Source organism: Hominisplanchenecus murintestinalis, assembly GCF_943193015.1.
Taxonomy (GTDB): Bacteria; Bacillota; Clostridia; order Lachnospirales; family Lachnospiraceae; genus Hominisplanchenecus_A; species Hominisplanchenecus_A murintestinalis.
This window is the reverse complement of the sequence record NZ_CALPCM010000008.1, coordinates 75,142-100,726: the sequence shown is the minus strand read 5'-3', so window position 1 is coordinate 100,726 and position 25,585 is coordinate 75,142. Positions and strand designations below refer to the sequence as shown.

At 42.5% G+C, this 25,585-nt stretch carries 13 protein-coding genes; 8 read left to right on the top strand and 5 right to left on the bottom strand.

Features of this window, described 5'->3' with window-relative positions; translation table 11 throughout:
* Positions 1 to 104 precede the first annotated feature (104 nt).
* Positions 105 to 1,208 (bottom strand): DUF58 domain-containing protein, encoded by a 1,104-nt coding sequence (locus NFR99_RS05145; RefSeq protein WP_135975324.1) that lies wholly within the window; start codon positions 1,206 to 1,208, stop codon positions 105 to 107.
* A gap of 2 nt (positions 1,209 to 1,210) precedes the next feature.
* Positions 1,211 to 2,152 carry an AAA family ATPase gene (locus tag NFR99_RS05140; protein ID WP_251353058.1) on the bottom strand — a complete coding sequence of 314 codons (942 nt, stop codon included), beginning with the start codon at positions 2,150 to 2,152 and terminating at the stop codon, positions 1,211 to 1,213.
* Between the two features lie 630 nt (positions 2,153 to 2,782).
* On the opposite strand from NFR99_RS05140, the gene NFR99_RS05135 reads away from it, so the two are divergent.
* The 3 genes from NFR99_RS05135 (at position 2,783) to NFR99_RS05125 (ending at position 11,136) form a co-directional block, all read left to right on the top strand.
* Positions 2,783 to 8,467 (top strand): VaFE repeat-containing surface-anchored protein, encoded by a 5,685-nt coding sequence (locus NFR99_RS05135; RefSeq protein WP_251353056.1) that lies wholly within the window; start codon positions 2,783 to 2,785, stop codon positions 8,465 to 8,467.
* Positions 8,468 to 8,759: 292 nt separating this feature from the next.
* Positions 8,760 to 9,731 carry an Ig-like domain-containing protein gene (locus NFR99_RS05130; RefSeq protein WP_251353054.1) on the top strand — a complete coding sequence of 324 codons (972 nt, stop codon included), beginning with the start codon at positions 8,760 to 8,762 and terminating at the stop codon, positions 9,729 to 9,731.
* A 130-nt stretch (positions 9,732 to 9,861) separates the two neighbouring features.
* Positions 9,862 to 11,136 (top strand): amidohydrolase, encoded by a 1,275-nt coding sequence (locus NFR99_RS05125; protein ID WP_251353052.1) that lies wholly within the window; start codon positions 9,862 to 9,864, stop codon positions 11,134 to 11,136.
* Here NFR99_RS05125 and NFR99_RS05120 read toward each other — a convergent pair.
* On the bottom strand, positions 11,133 to 11,717 hold the full coding sequence (locus NFR99_RS05120) for a DUF305 domain-containing protein (protein ID WP_251353050.1): 585 nt from the start codon (positions 11,715 to 11,717) through the stop codon (positions 11,133 to 11,135). The two genes, NFR99_RS05125 and NFR99_RS05120, sit on opposite strands and share 4 nt — an antisense overlap.
* 188 nt (positions 11,718 to 11,905) lie before the next feature.
* Between NFR99_RS05120 and NFR99_RS05115 the strand changes: the two genes are divergently transcribed.
* The 5 genes from NFR99_RS05115 to glnA all read left to right on the top strand — a co-directional run bounded on the left by NFR99_RS05115 (position 11,906) and on the right by glnA (position 23,177).
* Positions 11,906 to 13,642 carry a S8 family peptidase gene (locus tag NFR99_RS05115; RefSeq protein WP_251353047.1) on the top strand — a complete coding sequence of 579 codons (1,737 nt, stop codon included), beginning with the start codon at positions 11,906 to 11,908 and terminating at the stop codon, positions 13,640 to 13,642.
* 255 nt (positions 13,643 to 13,897) lie between these two features.
* The gene (locus NFR99_RS05110) at positions 13,898 to 14,740 is read left to right on the top strand and encodes a KilA-N domain-containing protein (protein ID WP_120480803.1); all 843 of its coding nucleotides are present in this window, start codon (positions 13,898 to 13,900) and stop codon (positions 14,738 to 14,740) included.
* 46 nt (positions 14,741 to 14,786) lie between these two features.
* Positions 14,787 to 20,666 (top strand): P-loop NTPase family protein, encoded by a 5,880-nt coding sequence (locus tag NFR99_RS05105; protein WP_135975332.1) that lies wholly within the window; start codon positions 14,787 to 14,789, stop codon positions 20,664 to 20,666.
* A gap of 411 nt (positions 20,667 to 21,077) precedes the next feature.
* A complete protein-coding gene (locus NFR99_RS05100; protein ID WP_251353045.1) occupies positions 21,078 to 21,521 on the top strand; it encodes a YunG family protein in 444 nt (147 codons plus the stop codon).
* A gap of 228 nt (positions 21,522 to 21,749) precedes the next feature.
* Positions 21,750 to 23,177: a type I glutamate--ammonia ligase gene (gene glnA, locus NFR99_RS05095; protein ID WP_135975349.1), complete on the top strand. Its 1,428-nt coding sequence runs from the start codon at positions 21,750 to 21,752 to the stop codon at positions 23,175 to 23,177.
* Positions 23,178 to 23,320: 143 nt separating this feature from the next.
* Here the strand turns inward: glnA and NFR99_RS05090 are convergent, their stop codons facing one another.
* Both NFR99_RS05090 and NFR99_RS05085 read right to left on the bottom strand, forming a co-directional pair.
* Positions 23,321 to 24,949 (bottom strand): FAD-dependent oxidoreductase, encoded by a 1,629-nt coding sequence (locus NFR99_RS05090; protein ID WP_251353044.1) that lies wholly within the window; start codon positions 24,947 to 24,949, stop codon positions 23,321 to 23,323.
* Between the two features lie 85 nt (positions 24,950 to 25,034).
* Positions 25,035 to 25,412, bottom strand: a complete 378-nt coding sequence (locus tag NFR99_RS05085; protein WP_120480801.1) for a NifB/NifX family molybdenum-iron cluster-binding protein — start codon at positions 25,410 to 25,412, stop codon at positions 25,035 to 25,037.
* Positions 25,413 to 25,585: the final 173 nt, after the last annotated feature.

The window sequence follows — 25,585 nt, the reverse complement described above, 5'->3', positions numbered from 1 at the left end:
GGGAAATGACTGCATATATACAATATATTGTTATAATTTTCTACATAATGCACAATATATTGTGGACAAATCACATTTTTCGATAGCCCCACTTATTTCCTGGTTTATACTTCCAGGCGGCAGCCGGAAATCTGCGCTTCCAGATTCTCCGTTTGAAGCGCCATGATTTCCGTGCCGTTTACGGAAACAGAGGGGCGCATATCTATCCGCAGAATGCTTCCGAAATGTTCTCCCGGATATTCCATCCGGCAGGCTTCTGACAAGTCAAGTTCCTGTGTGTAAGGGACAGCCCCCAGAAGGCGGTCAGCCATTTCATAGACCTGTTCCTCACTCTGCACACAGCTCCGGCACACGCAGTCCTGCGTTTTATCGTACCATGCTGCATAATGGTACACGTTCGCCTGCTGCAGAGAAAAAGATACGGCGGCTGCCAGCTCAAATATGCCGTTCGCTTTCAGGAGAAGGTCTTTTTCGATTTTATTTGTATGGAAATCTATCAGGACAAGGACACTGCACCCGACTGGGCGGCTGAGTTCCTTTGTCATCAGTTCATCTGCCTTCGCGCTCAGTTTCCAATGCACGCGCTGCAGGGTGTCTCCGTCCCGGAATTCCCTGATTTGAAAAATTTCCGAAGGGTCATCCCCGCTCCGGTGCGGATCGTATTCGTTTCCGTCTACCGGAAAATTCCGGGTGCGTCCGCTAACTTCAACGTCCATCTGGTAAAATCCGGGAAGCACGTTTATAAAAGTATCTCCCTCGCAGGAGATTTTACGGGAAAATAGTCCCAGATAGTCAAAGACCTTTCCGCGCGTCCCATGAAAATAGTAGCGGCCGCAGTGTTCGGCGTATGCCATGCAGAAGGCAGCGCTTTCTTTCCGTGCGGGGATGCTCGCTGCGACTGGAAGTTTTTCGCTTTGGGATGTCCATGTGTGGCGCGCTTCTATCTGAAAACGGATTTTCGTTACCGGGAGAATTCCACGGTTTTTTAGTTTCAGAGTTATTTTGGCTTCTTCATCCCTGGAAGCTGCGGGTATCCTGGCTTCCAGCCTCGCAGAAACTTTTCGCTTCAGATACCAGGATAGCAGGAACATGGCTGCAAACAGCAGGATTTCGAAAGCCAGAAGAGTAGTGCCGTAGAAATTCTCGTACATGATTTCCACGTAGACAGTCAGCAGGACAATTCCGATGTAAAAAATAATCCGTTTCATAGTTAGAGCCTCTTTGGAGTAGGCCTGTCCACCTGTTCCAGGACGCTGTCGGCCACGGCGTCGGCGGTTACACGGCTCACTCTCGCTTTGGAGCTTAGGCGGATTCTGTGCAGAGCCACATCTTTAAATATAAAAACTACATCCGCAGGGGTTACATAATTTCGGCCATTTAAAAATGCCGCGGCTTTTGACATTTTAGCAAGGGCGAGGGTACCTCTGGGACTGAGCCCAAGTTCCAGCATGGGGTGAGTTCTGGTTGCCGCCGCCAGTTCCGCCATATAAGTAAAAATCCGGTCATGGATAAATACCTGCTCTGTTTCTTTCTGCATCAGCAGGAGCTCTTCGCCCCGGATGATGGGCAGGATATCGGAAATTGGGTTTCCGCTGTCACGCCCCTTTAAGATGGCAATTTCATTTTCCACATTTGGGTAGCCCATAGACAGGCAGATCATAAACCGGTCGAGCTGTGATTCCAGAAGCATCTGCGTTCCGGCGGAACCAACGGGATTCTGGGTAGCGATGACCATGAAAGGCTTCGGGACATCCCTGGTGATTCCGTCTACAGTTACGTGTCCCTCCTCCATAACCTCCAGAAACGCCGACTGGGTTTTGGGGGAGGTACGGTTGATTTCATCTGCAAGGAAAAGGTTGCACATAGCGGCGCCTGGACGGTATTCAAAAATGCCCGTTTCTTTTCTGTAAATCGAAAAACCTGTAATGTCAGAGGGCAGCACATCCGGCGTAAACTGTACCCTGTTCTGCTGCAGGGCGCAGGCTTTCGAAAATGCAAGCGCCATCGTGGTTTTTCCTACGCCTGGAATATCTTCGAGCAGGATGTGCCCGCCTGCCAGCATCGCCATCATCACTTTATAGATACAGTCATCCTTTCCGATGACCGCCCGTTTCACTTCCTGTATAATCATTCCCGCCTTTTCTGCGTACATGCGGTTTACCTCCTTTAAAAATGCCGGATCATAACGGCTGATAATCTATTCCCGCGAGCAACGAGCCAAGTGACTGCCTGCAGGCATTTGGCGACTGCCGCGAGGATCAAATACCCCGCCCCTTGGGGCGCTTCAAGTTTGATGCCCGTTGCTTGCCGCGGGGGCTTTGACTTCATCATATCATCCCGGACATGCATTTACAAGGAAATTTGTGACGGCGCAGGAATTACAAAGCAAATAGATAATAAGAGATTAAAAAATACAAAATAAAACCTTGAAAAAGTGTTGTGAGTGTGATATCTTAAGAATACAGAGATGTACGTTTTTGGAGTACGTTAAAAATATTTTCAAATTTTATTTCATGAAATCTTAATCAGTATTTCTGTAAGTTCTTTTGTTATATCTATGATTTACCCTTTAACAGATAGAGAATGTTACAACGATTTTCCATTATAAAAAAACGTTCTTCAAGCGTATGATTTTTGACAGCCGGAGTTTGGGTTTTGGGTGCTGTAAGTTTGACGTTTTGCCAGATTGCAGCAGGATGTCAGGCTCTTTGACGAAGTCCATTAGCCTAAAACATATGGCGGAGAGTAACTTTAAATTTATACGGAATGGGAGGACGGAACCATGAGGAAAACAGGCGTAGGAAACAGAGGAAAGGCATTGCTTATTTTTGTGCTGGTATTGGCACTGGCAGCTGTCTTTGTGTCGATTAACGGGATTGCGGGAAAAGAGAGCGTAGCGGTACGGGAAAATGAGACAGGACGTATAGCAGAAGAAAAACGGAAGTTCCGAATTGGACGGGGGCAGAACATGGAATTAAAAACGGCACAGAAGAAAGCAGATGCGTCAGGGAAGGGAGGGAAAAGGCCGCAGATAGAGAAAGCCAACTTTGAGCGAGTTACAGGGTCACCGGAGATAAAATATGCGGAATCGAAGGGCGATACAGAGTCTTCAGGGATAAAAAAGACAGAATCGGAAGGCAATACAGAACTGCCAGGGATAAAAGGGGTGGAACCGGAGGGCGATAGAGAACTACCGGAGATAAAATGTGAGGAATCGGAGAACGGTACAGAATTGCCGGGGGAAAAAGGGACGGAAGCGGAGAAGAACAGTACAGAACAGCCGGGGATAAAAGAGGCAGAATCAGAGAATGGTACAGGAACGCCGGGGATAAAATGTGAGGAATCGGAGAACGGTACAGAACGACCGGGGATAAAAGGCGCAGAATCGGAGAATGGCACAGAAACGCCGGGAATCAAAACTATGGAATCCGGAGAAACGACAGGGGATTCGGAAGTCAAGAGCGCCGCACCCGAGGGAACCATAAAACGTCCGGAAATAAAGGCAGCCGAGCCAATGTCTGAAACAACGGAAAAAAAAGCATCGAAAACGCTTTCTTTTAAGATTGAGGGGAAGGCAGAGGCATGGATGTATTACGGCATTTCGGACTTTGAAAGTGTCAGCCGTGGAGAGGGAGTCAGGAAATCTTTTGCGGATAGCTGTGAAGTGGAGCTGGGTGAAGCAGACGGTGAAAGGGTCTGGGTATATGCACAAGCTTATGGCGACCATGCGGAGTACCTGGAAGCGAAGGTTCCCAACGGCGTCGAGTATCGGATTTTACGGAGCATGGAGGGCGTCGGCGGTTTTGTGTTCCTTTCCTTTGACGCTTCGGATATGGAAGAGAAGAAGGGCACAGTGACTATCCGATTTGGGGAGAAAGCTGTGCCGCGGATGCTGGCACGGGCGTCGGGATCATTTAATACGATTTCAACAAAAAAGCTTACGGGCTTGAACTTTGCGTATCTGGGTTCCCAGCCGACAATGTACCAGAAGAGACCCGCAACAGGTGAAAGTGCTGTATGGGGAAATGGAACATGGACAATCAAAAGACCAACTGTTGATAAAGTATGCAGTCTGTTCGGAGTTCCAAAACCAGAGGGCGCGCGCTACACAAATGCAGGAGTCGATGCCGGGGGAAACATATATATGCGCTGCACGGGCGTTACCAGCCTTTCGGGAATATCAGGGGCTGACGGAGGACATAGCGGGCTGGGGGCTAACGAGGCGTATATCCGGTGCATTGATATAGAAACTACAGACACTACGGCAACTTATACGTTCCGGCTGTGGGCGGCAAATGGGGGACGTGGGCAGACGACGGAAGGATATATGCAAATCAGCACATATACACCGGGGCCTACGGATATTTCCTTTGAAAAAAGTATCAAAAATGGGGGAAGCGTACGGGATATTCTGGGATGCACGACTACAGCCGGAAAAGCCGGGGCAAACTTCCGGGTATATAAAGTAAACCAGAAAGGTCTGGAAAAAATTGCTCAGAGGATGAATACAAGTTCAAAAACAGACAGCGAATGGTGGGCGGGGATCACCTCAAAAGACGCCTGCAAAAAGATACTGCCGGAAGTCGTAAAGCTCATGTCTAAAGATAATGCAAAACCGGGCGAGAAATCTCCGAATCCAAACAGCGATTACTTTAAAATGGTCGGCGCTTATGCTACAGGAGCAGACGGAAGGACAGAAAAAATCCCCATTAAATCAGGAACAAAGGATTATTATATCGTATTTGAGCGCCGCTCCCCGGAAGGGCTGAATATGGGATATGACGGGACGGCAGGAGTACCTGAAGGTTCGCATTACTTTTATAAAGCATTCACGGTATACGGAGATGGGAAGGTTCTGATGCTGAATGCGAAAGGAGATTACAGTCTGGATGGAGGGGATGATATGGTCACGATCGGAGATTCCCCGGTATTGGCAAGCACAAGAGTAGGGAAAACAATTATCGGTTTCAATCCAACAAGCGTAGGGCTGGACTGGAAAGATTTCAGCGTGCAGGTTTCAGACAATGGGGGATTTACCGGAAACGTGGTATCTATGCCGCTCGCAGGAGAATATACCACGATACCAAATCTGTTTGTGGGAAAAGTATATTACCTCAGAGAGAATCCGGGCTCGGCGGCGGTTACATCGAAGGTTGGTTATAAAGTTTCTACGACTGTCTATTCATTTTATGTCACAGAAGAAGGAAAAGCTGTTTATTCGAATACAAATAAAGCAAATATCAATGCTCCGAACGCAGTGGATGCGACAGAGCATGATTATATCGGTTCAGAAACACAGGGTATCCCGAATGAATTGGATACAGGCGATGGGAGAGTTGTAAAAGTATCTTCCCTGCCTGCCGTTTCAGAGGGTAATCCGTGTTACTCTCTGGAGAATGCCGTCTATAAACTATACCGGAAAGCATCTCCTACCGCTGCAAATACCGGAGGTACAGAGGTGGGGACGCTGCGCACAAAGGCAGATGGGGCGTCAAATACAGTTACGCTTCCGGTGGGATATTATTATGCGGTAGAGACAGAGGCACCGGAAGGGTTTTTGATAAGCCGGGAACCGATACCGTTTGTGGTAGAGAGGGGGAAAGTCACGACGATAAGGGCGGTGGATAGTCCGGGGAATGACCCAATTAAAATTTTGTTGACAAAAGATGATTCTGAAACAAATGTGAATAGTCCACAGGGCGGAGCAGCATTGGAGGGGGCTGAATATACAGTAAAATATTATGCAGGGTATTATACGAAAGAAGAATTGTCTAGCGCAAGGTTACTTAAACCAGCTAGAACTTGGGTATATGAGACGGATGAAAAAGGGTATATCAGTATATCTCATATGACACCAATTAGGGGGGATGATGTTTACAAAGATGGGATGAATGATGTAATCATGCCAGTAGGTACAGTCTCTGTTCAGGAGACAAAAGCACCAGAGGGATATTTGATAGATGATACTGTTTATGTTCAGCAAATACGGATGGATGAGAATAATAAAGCAGTAGTTGCAACGAATACAAAAATCGTAAAAGAAGAACCTTGCCGTGGTGACTTTAAAATGCTAAAAATTGGTGATGATGGAAAAACTCTTTCTGATGTATCCTTTAGAATCACTTCAAAAACAACAGGGGAATCCCATGTGATAGTGACAGATAGTGAGGGCATACTAGATACTTCAAAAACACATAGTAACAATACGAACAGAGGAGAAGAGCCAGAGGATGGTATATGGTTTGGCGAACTGGGGGCGCTGGATGATGAGAAAGGAGCATTATTGTACGATACCTATGTGATTGAAGAACTGCTTTGTGAGAACAATAAGGATAAATTTATGTTGGAGCCGTTTGAAGTTACGATTGAAGAGGATTCTGTAGTAAAAGATATTGGAGTAAAGGAAAATGAAACAAAAGAAGAGCCAAAACTGAAGACAACAGCCGCAGATAGTGAGACATTGGAGAATAAAGCATTTGTAAATGAGACGACGACAATTGTAGATACCATAGAGTATGCAAATCTGGAAATTGGGAAGGAGTATACATTTAAGGGGTATCTTGTGGTAAAGGAAACAGGCGAACCTTTGCTGGATGCAGGCGGGAGTAAGGTTACGGCAGATAAGACAATTACAGTCGGGGGCACAGATGAGGGTTTTAGCTCAACGCTTCATGGCTCTTCAGATGCCCGATATGGAAGCGGGACTGTAGACTTATCGTTTACATTTGATTCGAGCTTGCTGAAAGGGAAATCTATAGTGGTATTTGAAGATTTGTATCTGGAAAAGTTTCATGTAGGAGCCCATGCAGACATTGAAGATACAGGACAGACGATAAGATTTTGCGCTCAGGAGATTTCCACAACGGCGACAGATAAAAATACAGGAAAACATTATGCGCCATTAGAAGAGAAAGTGATTCTCAACGATGAAGTGGCTTACAAAGATTTGATTCCGGGACAGAGCTATAAATTAAAAGGCGTACTGATGGATAAAGGCACGGGGCGGCCGTTGCTTGTAAATGAGGAACAGGTAGAGGCAGAAGTCGAATTTACGCCAGAGAAACCAGACGGAATGGTGAATCTTTCTTATACGTTAGATTCCAGAACATTAGAGGATGTGACAACAGTAGTTTTTGAAACTTTATACTATAAAGAGAGGGAAATTGCTTCCCATGCGGATATTCAGGATGAAAACCAGGAAGTGTATTTTACAGATGTAAAGTTCAAAACAGAGCTGACAGACGATGAAACAGAAGGGCACGAAGGGATTGTGAACAAAGCGACGACCCTTATGGACACGGTGTCATATACCGGGCTGATTCCGGGAAGAGAATATACGCTTACAGGAATCCTTATGGATAAGGAAACGGGGAAACCATTGCTGATGAACGGAAGAAAGGTAGAAAGCACAACGAGGTTTACACCAGAAACCCGGGAAGGAAGCGTACTTGTGAAGTTTGTTTTTGATTCGGATTTATGGAATGGAAAGTCTGTGGTGGCGTTTGAAACTATGTACCAGAATGGAAAAGAAATAGGAGTCCATGCGGATATCAATGATGTTGGACAGAGTGTGAAATTTCATAAGCCGGATATAGGAACTACAGTTGTAGATAATGAAACGGGAATTCGTGAGGCGTTTGCAAACGAAACTACATCCATAACTGATACGGTACATTATAAAAATTTGATACCTGGAAAAGAGTATAAATTATTGGGTGTGTTGGTGGATAAAAAGACAGGTAAAAAGATTTTGAGCGATATGTCGGCAGTGCAGGCAGAAACAGTATTTACTGCGGATACGTCTGAGGGAAAAGTGAAGGTGGAATTCACTTTTAATTCATCTATACTGAAAGGAAAAGAGGTAGTTGTATTTGAAACTTTGTTTTTAGATGAACGGGAGATTGCGGCGCATAAAGATTTAAAAGATGAAGGGCAAACAATCCGTTTTGTAGACATTAAGATAGAAACTTTCGCAGTCGATAAAGCCTCAGGGAGTCAGACTGTACATCTGGAAAAGCAGGTGACGGTAACAGATACAATAAAATATTCCGGTTTAATTCCAGGCAAACGTTATACGATAAAAGGAATACTTATGGATAAAGAGACGGGGAATCCGCTAAAAGCAGGGGGAGAAAAAGTGTCGGTCTCCAGAAGTTTTCAGGCAGAGAAAAAGAATGGAGAAGTGGAAGTAGAGTTTATGTTTGACGCGTCTAAGATGGAGGGTAAGAGTATCGTTGTCTTTGAGGAATTGTATTATAAGGAAAGGCTTATTGCTTCCCATGCAGACCTGGAGGATGAGAATCAGACAGTAAGTATAACAAAAAATGAAGAAAAGGAATCGGTGAAAAAAACATCGGTTTCTCCAAGAACAGAAGATAGAACAAATATCCTGGGATATCTTGGTTTGATGTGGGCGGCTATCGCTAGTGTGGGATGGATGTATTTAAAACGTAGAAAAGCGAAATAGCAGAGGATATTCGCAGTTCTTTCATTGCGTCTGACGCAAGTTGATTTAAAGCGTAACAGTTCAGCCCAGGACTTTGCACTTGCTGCAAAGTCCGTGAGAATGCATAAATTCAACCAGAGAATCCAGCCCTTTGCGAACAGCAAACTTTAAATGGACTGGATTCCGTAACAGTGAAGCCGTAGGCTGAACTGTTACTTTAAAGCTTATTCGACACCTTGCATATATTTACATTTTTAAATAGTTATTATATACTATGAATATAGATAATATGAATAATTTTGGAGGGATAAATGTGAATAAGAAAAAGAATTTTATGAAGGTCATTATAATCATTTTTGCATTTGCATGTTCGCTGGGGATGATAAATCCGTTGCAGATTGAGGCGAAAAAGCCAAAACTAAATAAGACTTCTATTACGTTACAAAAGGGAAAATCAACGATACTGAAAGTATCTGGAGCATCAAAACGAACAAAAAAGTATACCTGGAAAGTGAAAGGAAAAGCAGTAAAAATCATCAGTAAAAGAAAAAACTCGGTTAAGATAAAAGCTGTAAAGATTGGGAAATCTGTTATAAGAATAAAAATAAATGGCAGAACATTAAAGTGTACGGTAAAAGTTAGGAGTTCAAAAAAAATGACAGGCAACACACCGCCTGTTGTGACGCCAGAAAAGCCGGTGAGGCCGAAACCAGGTCAGGATATTCAACAACCGGAAACAAAACCCGAGGTGATACAGCCGGGAAGCTCTGGGGAAACGGAATCAGAGGAAAATAGTGAAAATATTACATTCCAATATACAAGGAAGGTTGGAAGTAATAATATCTATATCTACGATAATTTTACTATATTTACTCCGGCTTTTTTGAACATGTTTTTTTCCGATGAAGAAAGTAAGGCATGGATAGAAAAGTTATCATATGATGAAAAGTTTTTTATGACAGAAGCAATAAATAAAAGTAATAATAGCAGTGAATTGAAAGAATCCTTAATTGCTATTATAAAGAATCCGGATATTCTAGTTCAGAAGGAAGGGGTTAGAGCGGAAGTAAGAAAGAAAATAAATACTGAAGGAAGTAACCATGGATATGAGTTGGGAGTGTTAAACTTTCCATCTAATGATGCAAGATTTGATGTAATATATGAAGGTACCTGGTATACAATTCCAAAACCTGAATATGAAAAGATAATGGATGAACATGGTGAATTTAAGGGTACGGAATCAGAGTTTCTGGAGTTAATGGAAAAGATAAATATCCACAAATAAAATGAGTATCTTCTCAAGCGCCGCCTTTTATTCTTGCAAAGGGTGGTGCTTTGGGCATATCTGCGCTATACTGTAAAAAAGACAGGCACATACGTGTACACCGAAATTTTTTGGAAAGGCGGACTTACATATGAATATACGTTTCTATAATGCGAAGATTTTGACAATGGCAGATGGTTTTGAGATTTGCGAGGGAGAGCTGTGGGTGTCTGGCAGTGAGGTCGTGTACGTGGGAAATGCGGGAGTGCAGGAATCTCTTTTATGGGATAGAGAGATTGATGTGCAGGGAAATCTGCTGATGCCGGGCTTTAAGAATGCACATACGCATTCAGCGATGACGTTTCTGCGTTCTTATGCGGACGATATGCCTCTTTTTGAATGGCTGAACCAGCAGGTTTTTCCTATGGAAGCGAAACTGACGCCAGAGCATATTTATCATTTGAGCAAATTGGCAATTATGGAGTATCTTACCAGCGGAATTACTGCAAATTTTGATATGTACCTAACGCCGGATACTATGGTTCAGGCATCAGTAGATTGTGGTTTTCGCACAGTTATCTGTGGGGCTGTAAATGATTTCAGCCAATCTGTGGAAGAGATGGAAGGATGGTATCAAAAATATAATGGCATTCATGAGCTGATAGGCTGCCGATTAGGGTTTCATGCAGAGTACACCACTTCCAGGGAGATTTTGGAGGGGATTGCGGCATTGGCAGAGAAATATCAGGCTCCTGTTTATACACATTTGGCAGAGACGGAAGGTGAAGTGAAGCAATGCCTGGAGCGGAACCGGATGACGCCTGTAGAGTATTTGGACAGTCTTGGCATGTTCAAACATGGAGGCGGAGGATTTCACTGTGTCTATATGACGGAGAGGGATATGGAAATTTTGAAAGAGCGTGGGATGTATGCGGTGACGAATCCGGCTTCGAATTTAAAACTGGCCAGCGGTATTGCACCGATTCGTGATATGTCAGCAAAGGGAATTCCTATTGCTATCGGAACAGATGGGCCTGCGAGCAATAATTGTCTGGACATGTTTCGGGAAATGTTTCTGGTGACGGCGCTTGCCAAATACCGGGAAAAAGATGCCTCGGTGGTGGATGCAAATGAGGTGCTTTTTATGGCAACAGTGGGAGGAGCAAAGGCTATGGGATTGAATGACTGCGATACGCTTGAGTCCGGAAAAAAGGCAGATATGATTCTGATTGATTTACATCAGCCCAATATGCAGCCCCTGAACAACATTACTAAGAATGTGGTGTACAGTGGCTGCAGACAGAACGTGAAGCTGACTATGGTAAATGGGAAGATTTTATATGAAGATGGGAAATTCTCTATTGGTACGGAGCCGGAGGAGATTTATGAAAAAGCAAATGCCATCTGTAATTCTTTAAAAAATTAATTTGGGGAGGAGCAGCGACAGAGAATGCATTCCAGCCGCTGCATTTCCCGGACTTCTGCGCGCTGTGAAGTAATGATGGACTGGAGAATTGGTACCAGTTCCGGGCAGAGGGGAAAGTTTAAAGCGTTTTCTGCCATTTGGATAGCGCCTTCGTGATGGGGGATCATTTCCCGAATAAAATTTCCATTAATGCTGTTGTCTTCGCATGCATTTTCCATCCGGTAAAACATGTTGGTAGCGATTTGACGGAAGCATTGGAGATAGGAATATTGCTCAGGTTCTGTATTTTCATATTGGCAGCAGTTTTCCAAGATAGCAGTCATATTGGCAACGCCCCGCCGTTGCTCCATGATAATGTTTTCTGCAATATTCTGCAGTGGTATCCATGTGGTGTATTTCAGGAGAGAGACGGACATTTCAATCGCGGCTTTGTGGTGGGGAATCATTTGCACTATGAAATTGTGAGAAATGCTGTCTGTCAATTCGGCATCATGCATTCCGCAAATCATATCTTCCAGTATTTTATGGTATTGTTCCAGATAGCGTACGGAAGTTTTGCTGAGTTCTGTTTGAATGTTCATTTTACCAGTCCCGTTTTGTGTCCTTACTATAACTTTATGCTAGAAAGAATCAGTTAGTGATAAGATTCCTGAAAACTAATGGCATTTGTAAGTGCGTTGAAAAGTTATAGGGCAGATGTCAGGCTGGGTGTATCTGCCGCATAGTTTCTGCATATGCTGAAAGGAAAAGTACGAAGCAGGTACAGGAAATGGCAGATGACCAGAAAATAGAGAATCTTCTGAATCTTGCGCTGGGCGCAACAGCAGAGGAGAGGCGAAAATCTCCGGAATTAATGATAGGGTATGATGAAGAGGATCAGAGATGGGATATTATTGTAAAATATAATGGAAATATTCTGCGTCTGGAGGATGAGGAAGTCCGTATCACAGAGTTATCGAATGAATATGCAATTATGAATCTTCCGGAATCACGCATTGACGAAATAGCAGCACAGCCGGAAATCGAATATGTAGAAAAGCCCAAGCGATTAGTGTTTTCCGTTAATCAAGGGCGGGCGGCATCTTGCATTAATGTGCTGCAGACTGCCCAGTATAACCTGAGAGGTCAGGGAATCATTGTAGCGGTGCTGGATTCCGGAGTAGATTACGCCCATCCTGACTTCCGCAGGGAGGATGGAACTACCCGGATTTTAGCGCTTTGGGATCAGACGGCATCAGGGACGCCGCCAGAAGGATTTCGCATTGGTGCAGAGTTTACCCGGGAGCAGATTAATGCGGCGCTGGAGGCTCCAACGACACAGGAGAGATACCGTTTGGTGCCGTCACGCGATATAAACGGGCATGGAACCGGGGTGCTGGGGATTGCGGCGGGAAATGGGCGTGCTTCAGAAGGGCAATATCGGGGCGTAGCTTCCGAGAGTGACATTTTAGTGGTAAAGCTTGGTCTGCCGAGGCCTAATTCTTTTCCAAGGACTACGGAGATGATGCAGGCAGTGGATTATGTAATTCGAAAGGCCAGAGAATTTCGAAAGCCTGTTGCAATTAATCTGAGTTTTGGGACGGTATATGGAGGGCATGATGGCAGCAGCTTGCTGGAAACTTATCTGGATGACATGGCAAATATATGGAAAACAACGATTTTGGCAGGAACCGGGAATGAGGGGGCGGCAGCAGGGCATACATCAGGCAGACTTATAAATGGTGAGGTACAGGAAGCACAGATAGGTGTAGCTCCAGGCGAATTGTCTTTTAACATACAGCTCTGGAAATCTTATGTGGATGAAATGGAGATTTATCTGGTTCATCCATCGGGGGAGCGCGTGGGGCCGCTACAGGAAACGCTGGGTTCACAGCGCTATCAAATGGGAGAGACAGAGATATTAATTTACTATGGAAAACCCGGTCCGTACAGTACATCTCAGGAAATATATTTTGATTTTATACCAAAACGTGAATATTTGGACAGCGGTATCTGGAGGGTGCGCCTGGTACCAAGGAAAATCGTAGATGGAAACTTTGATATGTGGCTTCCTTCCGAGGGCAGCCTTAATCTTGGCAGCCGCTTTTATCAGCCAACACCAGATACGACGCTTACCCTTCCGTCCAGTTCCAGGAAATTAATTTCTGTGGGGGCGTATGATTCGCGCCTAATGACATACGCGCCATTTTCCGGGAGGGGGTACACCAGAGGGGAGCATTTTGTCAAGCCAGACCTGGCAGCACCGGGCGTAGGAATCATGACTACTGTGCCGGGGGGAGGATATCAGCCCATGACCGGGACGTCATTCGCAGTGCCCTTTGCGACGGGAGCGGCGGCGATGCTTATGCAGTGGGGAATTGTAGAGGGAAACGACGCGTTTCTGTATGGGGAGAAGGTGAAGGCGTATTTAAGGCGCGGGGCGAGGGAGCTTCCGGGATTTACAGAGTATCCGAATCCGCAGGTGGGGTATGGGGCGCTGTGTGTCGAAAATAGTCTGCCGGGGTAGAATAGAGTAGTTTTTTGGGATAATAAGCGCTTTATTTTGTGATGTATGGTGTCAAATAAAGTGCTTATTATACATTGTTTTGATGCTGAATTGACAGTTAATTAAGCTAAATATAAATGATGATTTTTTCTCACTAAAAAATTCATGAAGCGATTAAAAGAACCTATGTTCGAAAAAGGTTGAAGAAACAGAGGTAACATATATACTTTTACATAAAAAATAAGATTTTGATTAGTACAGTGTGGGAGAAAAAGGATGAGAAGAAATAAAGTAATTGTGGTGCAAAATATCAATATTACTGTTTCAGAGGAAAATTTTGACGATTATATCTGTATAACTGATATTGCAAAAGCCAAAGTTGGCGAGTCCAGAGGAGCAGATGTTGTCAAAAACTGGATGCGAAATAGAGCGACATTGGAATTTTTGGGTACATGGGAACAGATCTATAATCCTGCTTTTAAAGTGGTCGAATTCGACCACTTTAAAAGCGAAGCAGGTTTACATACATTTGTACTAAGTGTTTCGGAATGGATTGAAAAGACAGAAGCGATAGGATTATTTGTGAAACGTGGAAAATATGGAGGAACGTATGCACATAAGGATATTGCATTTGAATTTGCTTCGGCGATCAGCCCTGTTTTTAAACTATATTTGATCAAAGAATTTCAAAGGCTGAAAGAAGCGGAGAATGATGCAGAGAAAATTGAATGGGATGCAAAAAGATTTTTGTCCAAAAATAATTATTTGATTCAAACAGATGCGGTAAAAAATTATTTGATCCCATCAGGAAATTATAAAGAAAACTTAGAGTGGTTGGCATATGCAGAGGAAGCAGATGTTTTGAATGTTGCATTATTCGGATTTACCGCGAAAGCATGGCGGGATGAAAATCCTGAATTGGCAAAAAAGAATAATGTGAGAGACTTCGCGTCAATTAACGAACTTACAGTTTTATCCAACCTGGAAACTCATAATGCGCAAATGATCCGTGAGGGCAGAAATAAGACAGAAAGATTTCAGATTTTGCAAGAGATTGCAGAGTATCAGTTGAATGTTCTTAAAGCGGCGGAACAGATAAAATTGATTGTGGAAAAGTGATATACGAATATGGCACTTAATTATAATTCAGCTTGGAGAGGGTTATATGAAATATTCAGCAAAAACAAAACCAGGGATGGGAGATCCATATTGGTATGAGTGGTCTGTTGGACAACAATATATTATTGATATGCTTAATCCTGATAATAATATAAAATGTGTGGAATTACAAGCTAATGTTAAATTGGGATTGGATGACGTGGTGGTAACCTATGAAGGTGGAGAAAAGCTATTTGTTCAAGTAAAACATACACGATCAGACAATACATTAACATTTGGCGATCTTGTTTCGATTAATAATACTTCTGAGGATGTCAGTCATAGATATTCATTATTGGGTGAACTTGCACAATCATGGATTGCTGAAAAAAATAACTATCAGAAAACAAGAGTATGTTTGTCTACAAATAGAAAACCGGGAATAAAAGTTTCTTCTGCGGGAAAAGAAAAGGAAATTAAACGGCCGGCATTAAAGCTATTTCTGGAAGAGTTAAAATCTAAAATAATATATGCAGAAACATTCGATGAATTGGAGTTTCCTGAATATGAAGCGGCATGGAATGAATGGAAAGAGCAGCTAAATTATATTGAAAAAGCAGAAGATAAATTGCTATTTTTGAAATGTTTAGAAATAGAAGCAAATCAAATAGGACTGGAAGAAATTAAAGAGGATTTGTTACAAAGATTGCAGGCGGTATTTCATACAAAAAGAAATATAGCAGAATTATTGTTGGCAAAACTGGATCATGCATTAAGAGGATGGACAACCTCTGGTAGAAATAGTTCATGTGTTACGATAGAAGATGTATATACGGAGCTTGCGTTGGATGAGGATATGATTTCTTACAATCATGATCTTATTGCAGCAGAACCATTTTTCACAAGTAGAGATACTTTAGTAGATGATTTAGAAATAGAGTTGAAGAATGGCAATAGCCGAGTGGTTTTTTTGTCTGGAATTCCAGGAACGGGAAAGACAAATATTGTAAGTAAAATCAGTGGTAAAAGGAGTAGTATCGTAAATATTCGTTATTATGCATATGAGCCGATTGATCCAATGAAAGAATATCTTCCAATGGATGTGTCTAAACGGGTTAAAAAAGAAACTTTTTGGAATGAATTGTTTAGTCAACTAAGAAGATTATTAAAAGGACAATTGAAAAAGTATGAAGTTCCAGTTGTTAATGGATTTATGACACTGGAGGAAATGAGAGAGCAATTTTTTAAAATAGCATCTAAATATGCAGTAGATAATAATAGTATATTTGTTATAGCTATCGATGGTATTGATCATGCTGCAAGAGCGGGATACACATCAGAAACCTTTTTGGCATCACTTCCGAATCCAGAATATGTTCCGAGCAATGTTAAAATTCTTTTAGCCGGACAGCCTAAAGAAGCTTATAAAAACTATCCTTTATGGTTGTATGAAAAATCGGACAACCTAAAGGAAATATTTGTGCCGCCATTACAAATAGATGACATTTTGGAATTGGTAAAAAGTAAGTTTCCAGAAAAAACTTTAATTTATCAACAACAATTAACACGACTTATTGATAAGTATGCCCAAGGAAATACACTTGCAACAATTTTTGCTGTACACGAAGCTATTCAACATCCAGACCCAGTAGAATTAGAAAAACAGCTGCAAAATAGAAAACTTGGAGGAAATATTCAAGAGTATTATAAAACTATATGGGACGATGCAAAAAGAAATATGAAAGTTCCGTTTGTGGATTATAAAATGGCAGGAGTATTTGCATTTTTTAATGAACCAATTAATGCAGTAAAGTTATCTGAGGTATTTCCACATGAGCACATATCTGTATCAGGGTGGAATAATGTGTTAAAGGCTTTAAGTCCTTTGCTGATAGCAAACGATGACAACTATACCATTCTACATAACGATGTTAGGGTATATTTATCTGGTATTATAGGTCGGGATATGGACAATGTTCAGGAAGTCTATTCTGGACTTTGCGATTATTATCTGAATTTGAAAGAAAAGAGCCGTGCCTATTATAGTGATATTATCCGCTACTTGAAATTGGCTGGACGAGAAAATGAATTTACAAAGGTCTATTCTGCGGATTATATTATTTCAGCTTATGTTCATGGAGTTGAGATAAATGAGTTGCGGGAGATATCACAAGACATTCTAGAGTATATAATATCTGGTCAACCAATAAATTGGGAGTATATGAGATGTCTGGCTTTTGGTTATATGACGATTGATCAAATTGAAAAAAGCAGTTATGAAATTGAGGATACAAATTTCAGAAAAAGTTTGGCACCACTAAATATCCATCCCTATGAGTGTTATGTGCAATCTGAGTCTTTGTGGAATATCGATATACTAGAGACAGTTATAGCGTTGACAAAAAAATTATATGTTCACGGAGAGTCAAGTCGTGCTACAGCTTTATTTAAAAACTGGTTTTCTAAAATGAATATTCTTCAGATATATGCATGTCTAGAACCTCGAAATAAAGACAAAAACTTCCTATCTCCTGATCTTCAAAGTATAGCAAGTAATTTAGCGGAGTGTATATGTCATTCGGGAGAGGTATCGATTTTACAGGGAACGAGAAATTTGTTTGATATTGATGAACATTTTTCGCGTCATTTTGTTATGGCTTTGATAGAGAATTTTTTTGTGTTCCTGTCAGGACAACAACTTCAAAATGCGGTAAGCTCATTGGAGGTTGTTTTTATAGAGCCTCTTATTGTGGGAGTAAAACGATTAATAGATAAAAACCGATACGATGATATAAAAAGAGTGGAAAATGTTCTTCACGATAGGCTGTTTAAAGGTGATATGGGTATATTACTGTCTATATTTATGCAGATTGTATCAGCTCCCAAACGATGGATGCCAGAATACAAGGAAAAAATTTGGGGTCAAATAAAAGATATAGAATTACCTGATCATCAATATGAAAATTTGATGACTTATTATAGTATATATGCTATTGTTGCGGCATATTTGCAACCTACATCACGGACATCGATTGTATCTGCAATAACTGAGCGATATATGGAAAAGCATCAGCATAGTAATCGCGCCTATTTTGGAATGTATTTTAATAATATTTGCCTTATTGGTAAATGGTTATGTGCAAAACATACAGGGACAGAATTGTTAGAAAATGCAGCTGATTTGAAGCAACTTATGACAGCATTGTTTATTAAGAAATGGAAACCGAATGACAGAGATTTTGAGACGATTGGTTTATGCCCATATATAATGAAAGCTTATATTATATTGTCAAGGTGTGAATCACATATTTTTAGAAAGATTGTAGATGATATATGTGAGACAGTGTTTTCAACGAACCCTGTTAATCAATTACTGGAAGCAGGTATTTTTTATTATCAAAATGACAAAGAGAGAATAACGGATTGGTTTAATGAATGGTTGTCCGATGATGGATTAGTTTGGAAGGAAAGTATAGGTAATAGAAATAGGATTATTCAAGATTTTTGCGTTGTTAAAGAAAAGTATGATATCTGTAATTTGATTGATATGTCCAATGCATTAAAAAGGGCGAGTTGGTCAGTCATTGGATATGCATCACATAAAGAGTACTCCGCAGATTATTTATTGAGGTGGTACAATAAACTTGTTGAATATGATGATAAATATATTTACGAATATGCAAGAACTGTGAAAGATATATCGGATAAAATGGAACTTGTAGGAGATAATCGTCTCGAATATACCCTAAATTGTAAAATATTTGCGGATCTGTTCAGTGGAGGATATTCTAAAATTAAAGAATTACTACAGGATAATCACTACTTGGCACAAGGATTTGAGCAACCCACCTATTTTGTAGATGGTTTAATTGGCTTTCTGAAAAAAGCACAATTAAAAGAATCAGAATTGCTTTCTATGTGGGCGATCGGTATGGGACTTCTTGATTGGAGAAGTGAAGACAATCACGCGGCGATTCATTCCCTTCAGAGAGCAATAGAATTATGTGCAGAAAGAACTGCAAATAATTCTGTGTTTGATAGAATCAGGGAATATGGTGCGGCATATATTGATTTGGTTTCCGACCCGATTAAGTACATTATTCCAGATAGATGGTGTGACGCTAAAAAGGCAGAGCCAATAAATGCTATATCCATTGAAGTGGTTAAGCAATATCTCGTGAATGATGATAGTATAAATCAGTCAGAGTTAAAGAATAGTATCGAGATATTAATACGCAGGAATGAAATGCCTGAAGAAGTACTAAATGAATTGTTGATACATGAGTTTGAAAAAGAAACTTCAAGTATACAACACAACAGTTTTTTAGAGTATTTGGTCAACAAATCAGAGGCAGAGATTTCGGATCAGATAATTTGTGAATATTTAAAAAATATATTAGGGAGGGATCATTATTATCTGGAATTAGATTTGCCGGAACTTGTTTGTTGGAAAATACATCATCAGGGAGAAGCCTATTGCAAGGCTGGATTAGAGGAAGTTATTAAAATGCAGAGAAGCTGGATGACAGCCGTAGGACATTTTAAGGAACCGGAGATACAGCAAGAATATGACTATTGTCAGTTAATTCATTGGAATAAGGTAGATAATGTAGAATCACTTTTTTATCAAATATTAAAAATACTTATTCTGTCAGAAGATGCAGATGCTGCTTATATAGCTCTAACAGGTTTATTTGCGTTGCTTCGATCTGATGCCAAGTATCTTAAAAATATTGAAGACGATTGGGAAGAGTATCATTATAGAGCAAAAGAATGGTTGATGATGTTGTATGAGCTATTATGGTATTTGGATTATGGAAGTCGGAATTCACTATATGAGATTATAAAACGGCACTGTAAAGATGATGATTTTAATGTGGCGTTGTATGCAAATATTATGTTAGAGACATTGTGGTCGGATCGATTTGATGGATATTTTATTGAAAAAAAGGATTTTTTTAATGAAATTTCTGAGCAAGGATTTAAGAAATTGATAAAGACAAAAAGAAACACCCCTTGGATTAATAGCTATGATTGTGTTTTGGAAATGAAAGAGAGACTTGAAAAATGTTTTGGCACAGATTTTGACGATTTGGAAGAAAGAACAGCAGATTATGCAAGTGATTTATCAGAACTTCCGGAATTAATAAAGCTTAATAGGTCTTTTTCCAGTTGCAGAGTTGTTCTTGATAAGGTAAATAAGGCTTTCTTTCGTGTGCTTTATAAGGACTGGGAATCTGGCAGATGGGATGGAGTAGAAAATGAATTAGCACGAATTGTCTTGTCAGCGTCAGAACCATATACTTTATTGATCACACCATGCCATTGGGTTGGAAATAATGGAGTATTATTTGATCAAGTGGATGGGTTCCAGAAATTGGGAGAGGATGTTCAAAAATCAAAAATTAAGGAATTGCTAGAAGCGGGAGTATCGAATGACCATATGGTTATTGCAGGAGGCGTTGTTGACTATACCTATAAACAGGAGCTGATGGCTTTTATGCTAACATACTTGAATATTTCTGGGATGAAGCCCGAATATGCTGCTTATACATATGAAAGGAATTCAAGGTTAATTTTGCAAATGAGAGAAGACTTTTTGGAGAAAAAACATTTTAATATTTCTATACATCATAATGGAATAGAAAGTTTTAAGCATAGTAATATTATGTGCGGTTTAAGTAAAACGGCACTTTTGGCTCTTGGATGGCATATTGAAGTGGGAGCAAACTGTATGAAATTGCTCGATGAATGCGGAGAACAGATAGGATGGTTTGAGCATTACGGTGGAAGTAGAAGTGGTATGGGAAATCGATATCATAGTAATCAGCCATATATGCAAAGGTGGATTGTTCAAAAAGAGAAACTTGATAAATCAATGCGAGAAGCCGATATACCACATTCCGTGGAAAGAGTAGTAGATTTTTGTATACAGGATTATGAGTAAAAAATAATCAGGTAGTTATTTTGTGTAAACCTGGAAGAAGAGAACGAAGGTTGCAATATACAAAGTATCCGTGACAGACTTTTTACTTGACACTAATTCACCGTCAATTTTGCCCTAACTTAGCATTAGCGAACCGTACTCCCCACGAAGTTATACGGGTTTCAGCGGTTTTCACGTGGGAAAAGTAAAAAAAGTTTGTGACATTAACTTGACATACGCGGGGGATGGGGCGCTGTGTGTGAGGGATAGTCTGCCAGTGTAAGAGTATTTGCATGAATCCAGAAGGGTGAGCTTTACACTTTTTGATACTGCGTATTATAATAGGAACAGTAAAATAAAAATATTATTGCGATTAGAGATAATAAATAAGTCCCGGATAAAATGAGGCTGAAAGAAAGAGGAGCAGAGGATATGGATTACAAATTTTACGGCTGGGAACAGGCGAACGTACAGGCAGTTACAGATGAATATGAGGGAATCCGGACGCCGCGTGATTTATATGATGCGCTTTCTGGTATCTGGTGTGAGTACACTTGTGCTCCGAGAATGCGCGGAAGCTGGAGCGAGGAGAATAGGACGCTTGGGCAGTGCTCTATTACAGCATTTCTCGCACAGGATATTTTTGGCGGGAAAGTGTACGGGATACCCCGGGAAGGCGGAAACTACCATTGTTACAATACGGTGGGTGACTGTGTGTTTGATTTGACCAGTGAACAGTTTGGGGATGAAGCGCTGGATTACGAAAACAATCCGGAGCAGTTTCGTGAAGTGCATTTCGCGAAAGAAGAGAAGTGGGAGAGGTATGAGTATCTCCGGGATGAACTTAAAAATGCTTTTTCTGGCAGTCAACGGTAATTTTTCCGATTTCGGAAAGTCTAAATCCCATCTTCTGCTGCAGAGCTGGCAGTTTTTTGATTCGGTGAATATCCCTGTTATAAAAAGGAACTTTTCAACAAAAAAGATTTCATTTTTCTCTTTTTTATGGTAAAATTTACTGTAAAGAAATGATATCAGGGGTGGCTGCCTACTTTGTCGGAAGCGGAGAGAGCAACGGGCAGGATGCCGTGGAAAGGGGCAAAAGCTATGAAAAGTGAGGCAATTAGGAAAATATGCGAGGAAAAACAGATTCGCATGATTGATTTCAAAATGACGGATATTGACGGGCGGTGGAGGCACATCACGATTCCGGTGGAGCGGTTTGAGGAGAGCGTATTTACTTACGGCATTGGTTTTGACGGTTCCAATTATGGATATGCACCGATTGAGAAGAGCGATATGGTATTTCTGCCGGATGCGGATACTGCCTATGTAGACCCGTTTGCATCGGTTCCGACGCTGACGATGTGCGGTAACGTGTGCACGATTGGCAAAGGGGAAAATAAACCTTTTGACCAGTATCCTAAGAATGTAAGCCTGCGGGCGGTGGAGTACATGAAAGAGAGCGGTGTTGCGGACAGGATGGTGATTGGGCCGGAGTTTGAATTCTACCTGTTTGACAGCGCGCGTTTTGAAGTATCGCCGCAGCAGTGCGGTTACCGGATTGATACAAAGCAGGCAGACTGGAATTGCAGCCTGGATACGCCGGGGAATAATGGATATGAGGTTCACGGCAAGGGAGGTTACCATGTGGCGGCTCCCCAGGATGTGGGATATGATTTGCGCAGCCGGATGTGCATGATGATGGAGGACTGGGGAATTAAAGTCAAATATCATCATCATGAGGTTGGCGGCCCGGGGCAGATGGAGATTGAAGTGGAGCTTGCGGATATGCCTGAGATGGCAGATAATACGATGATTACGAAGTATATCATTAAAAATATGGCGGCGCAGGAGGGAAAAACAGCCACATTTCTGCCAAAGCCGATTTATCAGGAGGCGGGAAGCGGGATGCATGTGCATATGCTGCTTCTCAAGGACGGAAAACCTCTGTTTTATGATGAAAACGGGTACTCGGGGCTGAGCCATACCGCGCACTATTTTATCGGCGGGCTGCTGAAACATATCGCATCGCTGTGTGCGTTTACCAATCCTTCGACGAACTCCTTTAAGCGTCTGGTTCCGGGGTATGAAGCTCCGGTTACGATTGGCTATGCGACGTCTAACCGCAGCGCGGTGATTCGGATTCCGGCGTATGCCAAGGCTCCTGAGACGAAGCGGTTTGAGCTGCGAAATCCGGATGCGACGGCAAATCCTTATTATGCGTATGCAGCAATCCTGATGGCGGGGCTGGACGGCATTGAAAACCAGATTGACCCGGCAGAAAACGGCTGGGGGCCTTATGATTTCAATTTGTATACGTTGTCAGAAGAAGAGCAGAAGAGAATCAAAGGGCTTCCCAAGTCTTTGGATGAAGCGCTCGATGCACTTGAAGCAGACCATGACTATCTGACAAAAGGCGGCGTGTTCCCGCAGAGGCTTATTGACGTATGGGTGGAGCGTAAGCGCGCAGAATTAAAGAAGATGGAGCAAATTCCGAATCCGGCAGAGTTTAAGATGTATTATGATTTATAAAAACTTTGTCCATAAGAGAAAATGTGAAGGATATACTATGCATTAGAATACACCTTGATATGACATATAGAAATAGAGAAATCCCCGGGGATGTTTGTATTCTCCGGGGATTTCTTGAATTATATAGAGAGTTTTTGTCCGTTTCACGGAACTTTTACTTCGTTAAACATAACGCCGCCTTCCAGGACTTTCGTGTTTGTATAGCCCAGGGCTTTAAGACGGTTCTGCAGGAAGTATCCGCGTTTGCCTTTCGTACACACGAGCAGGAGCTTTGCGTCTTTCTCCAGACCTTCTATCGTTTCTGTCACTTGGGAAAGATTTACCCAGCGGGCGTTTGGGATGCCAGGGGCGGGCTGTACATCAAGAACCGTGTAGTCTTTGGCGGCTCCGGCGTCATATTCTGACGGGCTGATACTTTCCAGTATGCCGTCAAGCTTATTTTCTAATATATAACATGCGGTTACGAAAGGATGGATTGCTGTGGAAAATGGCGGTGCGTATGCAAAGTCCAGGGTATCGAAATCATCGAGTTTCATGCCCTGGGAAATCCCGGTTACCGCGATATCCACCATCTTATCTACCGCCCCGGCTCCAAGCACCTGAACGCCAAGGATTCTGCGGCTTTCCCGTTCGGCGGTGAGTTTCACGATAAAAGAAGAGGAGCCCGGATAATAGTGCGCTTTGTCATCTAAAATGCATACCGCAGAGACGGCGTCATATCCTGCCGCCTTTGCCTGTTCCTCTGTCAGTCCTGTCCGGCCGCCGTTTAATGTAGGAAGCAGGCGCACGACGCCGGTACCCAGGCAGCCGCCGTATCCGTTTCCAGCGCCGTACAGGCTCTTTGCCATAGCGCGGGCAGCCAGATTTGCGGTAGAACCCATAGCAGACCACTGCGGCTGTCCGGTCAGTGAATTTTTTACCATTGCGCAGTCTCCGGCTGCATATACATCGGGCAGGCTGGTTTTCATGTCCTCATCTACCAGAATAGTTCCTTTTATCATTTCAATGCCAGAGCCTGAGAGAAAGCTTGTAGCAGGCCGCACGCCTATGGCAAGGATAACCAGGTCTGCCGGGAGTGCGCCGTTATCTGTAGAGATGCTTTCGGCGTGTTCTGTTCCGTTAATTCCTTTCAGGCTTACGGAAGTAAGTACACGTATGCCGCCGGTTTTCAGCTTGCGTTTGGCGTATCCCGCCATTTCCGCATCAAAAGCATTGGGCATAATCTGGGGGGCGGCGTCAATAACCGTTACCTCCATGCCCAGTGCGGCCAGATTTTCCGCTGTCTCAAGACCGATAAACCCTGCGCCGCAGACTGCAGCTTTTCGACAGCTGTTTTTTTCGGCATAATCGCGGATCGCTACGGCATCGTCTGGTGTGCGGACACAGAAAACACCCGGAAGCTCCACACCTTCGACTGGGGGGATAAAAGGGACTGCTCCTGTGGCGATAATCAGTTTATCATAAGATTCCTCGAATGTTTTGCCATCTGTACGGCGGATAGATACCTGCTTTTTGGAGCTGTCGATACCGATAGCTTCACAGCCTGTCTGTACCTGTGCGCCAGTCAGCCCGGAATATTTTTGCGGGGAATTCACAATAAGCCCGTCTTTTGAGGGGATGTCCCCTCCGATATAATAGGGCAGTCCGCATCCTGCATAAGAAATATCCGTGCTTTTTGTAAAAATTTTTACTTCGGCCTGACGGTCGAGGCGTTTCAGTTTTGCGGCGGCTTTCGTTCCGGCCGCAACGCCGCCTAAAATTATATATTTCATTTCATAGACCTCCCGGGAACAGATTTTATGTGCCGCCGGTTCATCCGGAGGGATGGAGGCTGGCGGCACAGTAGTTTGTTTTTCTTTAATGAGAGCAGGTATGCTCTCCGCAGCCGCCTTCGTGGTGATGATGGTGGCTGCATTTTACGTTTGCATCGTACTCCAGCCTGTCCTCAAGGAAAGCGTCGGCTGCTTCGTCGGCTGAACCGGATACTCCGCCGTAGAGCCGGATTCCGGCATTAGCCAGGGCAGTCTGCGCTCCGGCGCCGATACCGCCGCAGATTAGTACGTCCACACCCTCATTTTTTAAGAATCCCGCCAGCGCCCCATGTCCGGCGCCGTTGCTGTTCACCACACGGCTTTCCTTTATAACGCCATTCTCAATATCATAAATTTTAAAATTTTCTGTGTGCCCAAAGTGCTGGAAAATATTTCCGTTTTCAAAGGTTACTGCAAGTTTCATAAAAATCGCCTCCTGTAAGTGATATCCTGCCGCCTGCTTTTCATAGATGCTGTGTAACAGTCCTGCATGATATGTTTTTCTTTCATGATAGCATAATATTTCGACTTGTGCTATACTTCCTTAAAAGTAATCAAAGATAAACTGTATCAATGGATTTTATTGAGAGAGGATAC

Excerpts from the sequence above, each read along its gene's own strand:
- NFR99_RS05145 (WP_135975324.1), bottom strand. The coding sequence starts at position 1,208 with ATGAAACGGATTATTTTTTACATCGGAATTGTCCTGCTGACTGTCTAC.
- NFR99_RS05140 (WP_251353058.1), bottom strand. The coding sequence starts at position 2,152 with ATGTACGCAGAAAAGGCGGGAATGATTATACAGGAAGTGAAACGGGCG.
- NFR99_RS05135 (WP_251353056.1), top strand. The coding sequence starts at position 2,783 with ATGAGGAAAACAGGCGTAGGAAACAGAGGAAAGGCATTGCTTATTTTT.
- NFR99_RS05125 (WP_251353052.1), top strand. The coding sequence starts at position 9,862 with ATGAATATACGTTTCTATAATGCGAAGATTTTGACAATGGCAGATGGT.
- NFR99_RS05120 (WP_251353050.1), bottom strand. The coding sequence starts at position 11,717 with ATGAACATTCAAACAGAACTCAGCAAAACTTCCGTACGCTATCTGGAA.
- NFR99_RS05115 (WP_251353047.1), top strand. The coding sequence starts at position 11,906 with ATGGCAGATGACCAGAAAATAGAGAATCTTCTGAATCTTGCGCTGGGC.
- NFR99_RS05110 (WP_120480803.1), top strand. The coding sequence starts at position 13,898 with ATGAGAAGAAATAAAGTAATTGTGGTGCAAAATATCAATATTACTGTT.
- NFR99_RS05105 (WP_135975332.1), top strand. The coding sequence starts at position 14,787 with ATGAAATATTCAGCAAAAACAAAACCAGGGATGGGAGATCCATATTGG.
- NFR99_RS05100 (WP_251353045.1), top strand. The coding sequence starts at position 21,078 with ATGGATTACAAATTTTACGGCTGGGAACAGGCGAACGTACAGGCAGTT.
- glnA (WP_135975349.1), top strand. The coding sequence starts at position 21,750 with ATGAAAAGTGAGGCAATTAGGAAAATATGCGAGGAAAAACAGATTCGC.
- NFR99_RS05090 (WP_251353044.1), bottom strand. The coding sequence starts at position 24,949 with ATGAAATATATAATTTTAGGCGGCGTTGCGGCCGGAACGAAAGCCGCC.
- NFR99_RS05085 (WP_120480801.1), bottom strand. The coding sequence starts at position 25,412 with ATGAAACTTGCAGTAACCTTTGAAAACGGAAATATTTTCCAGCACTTT.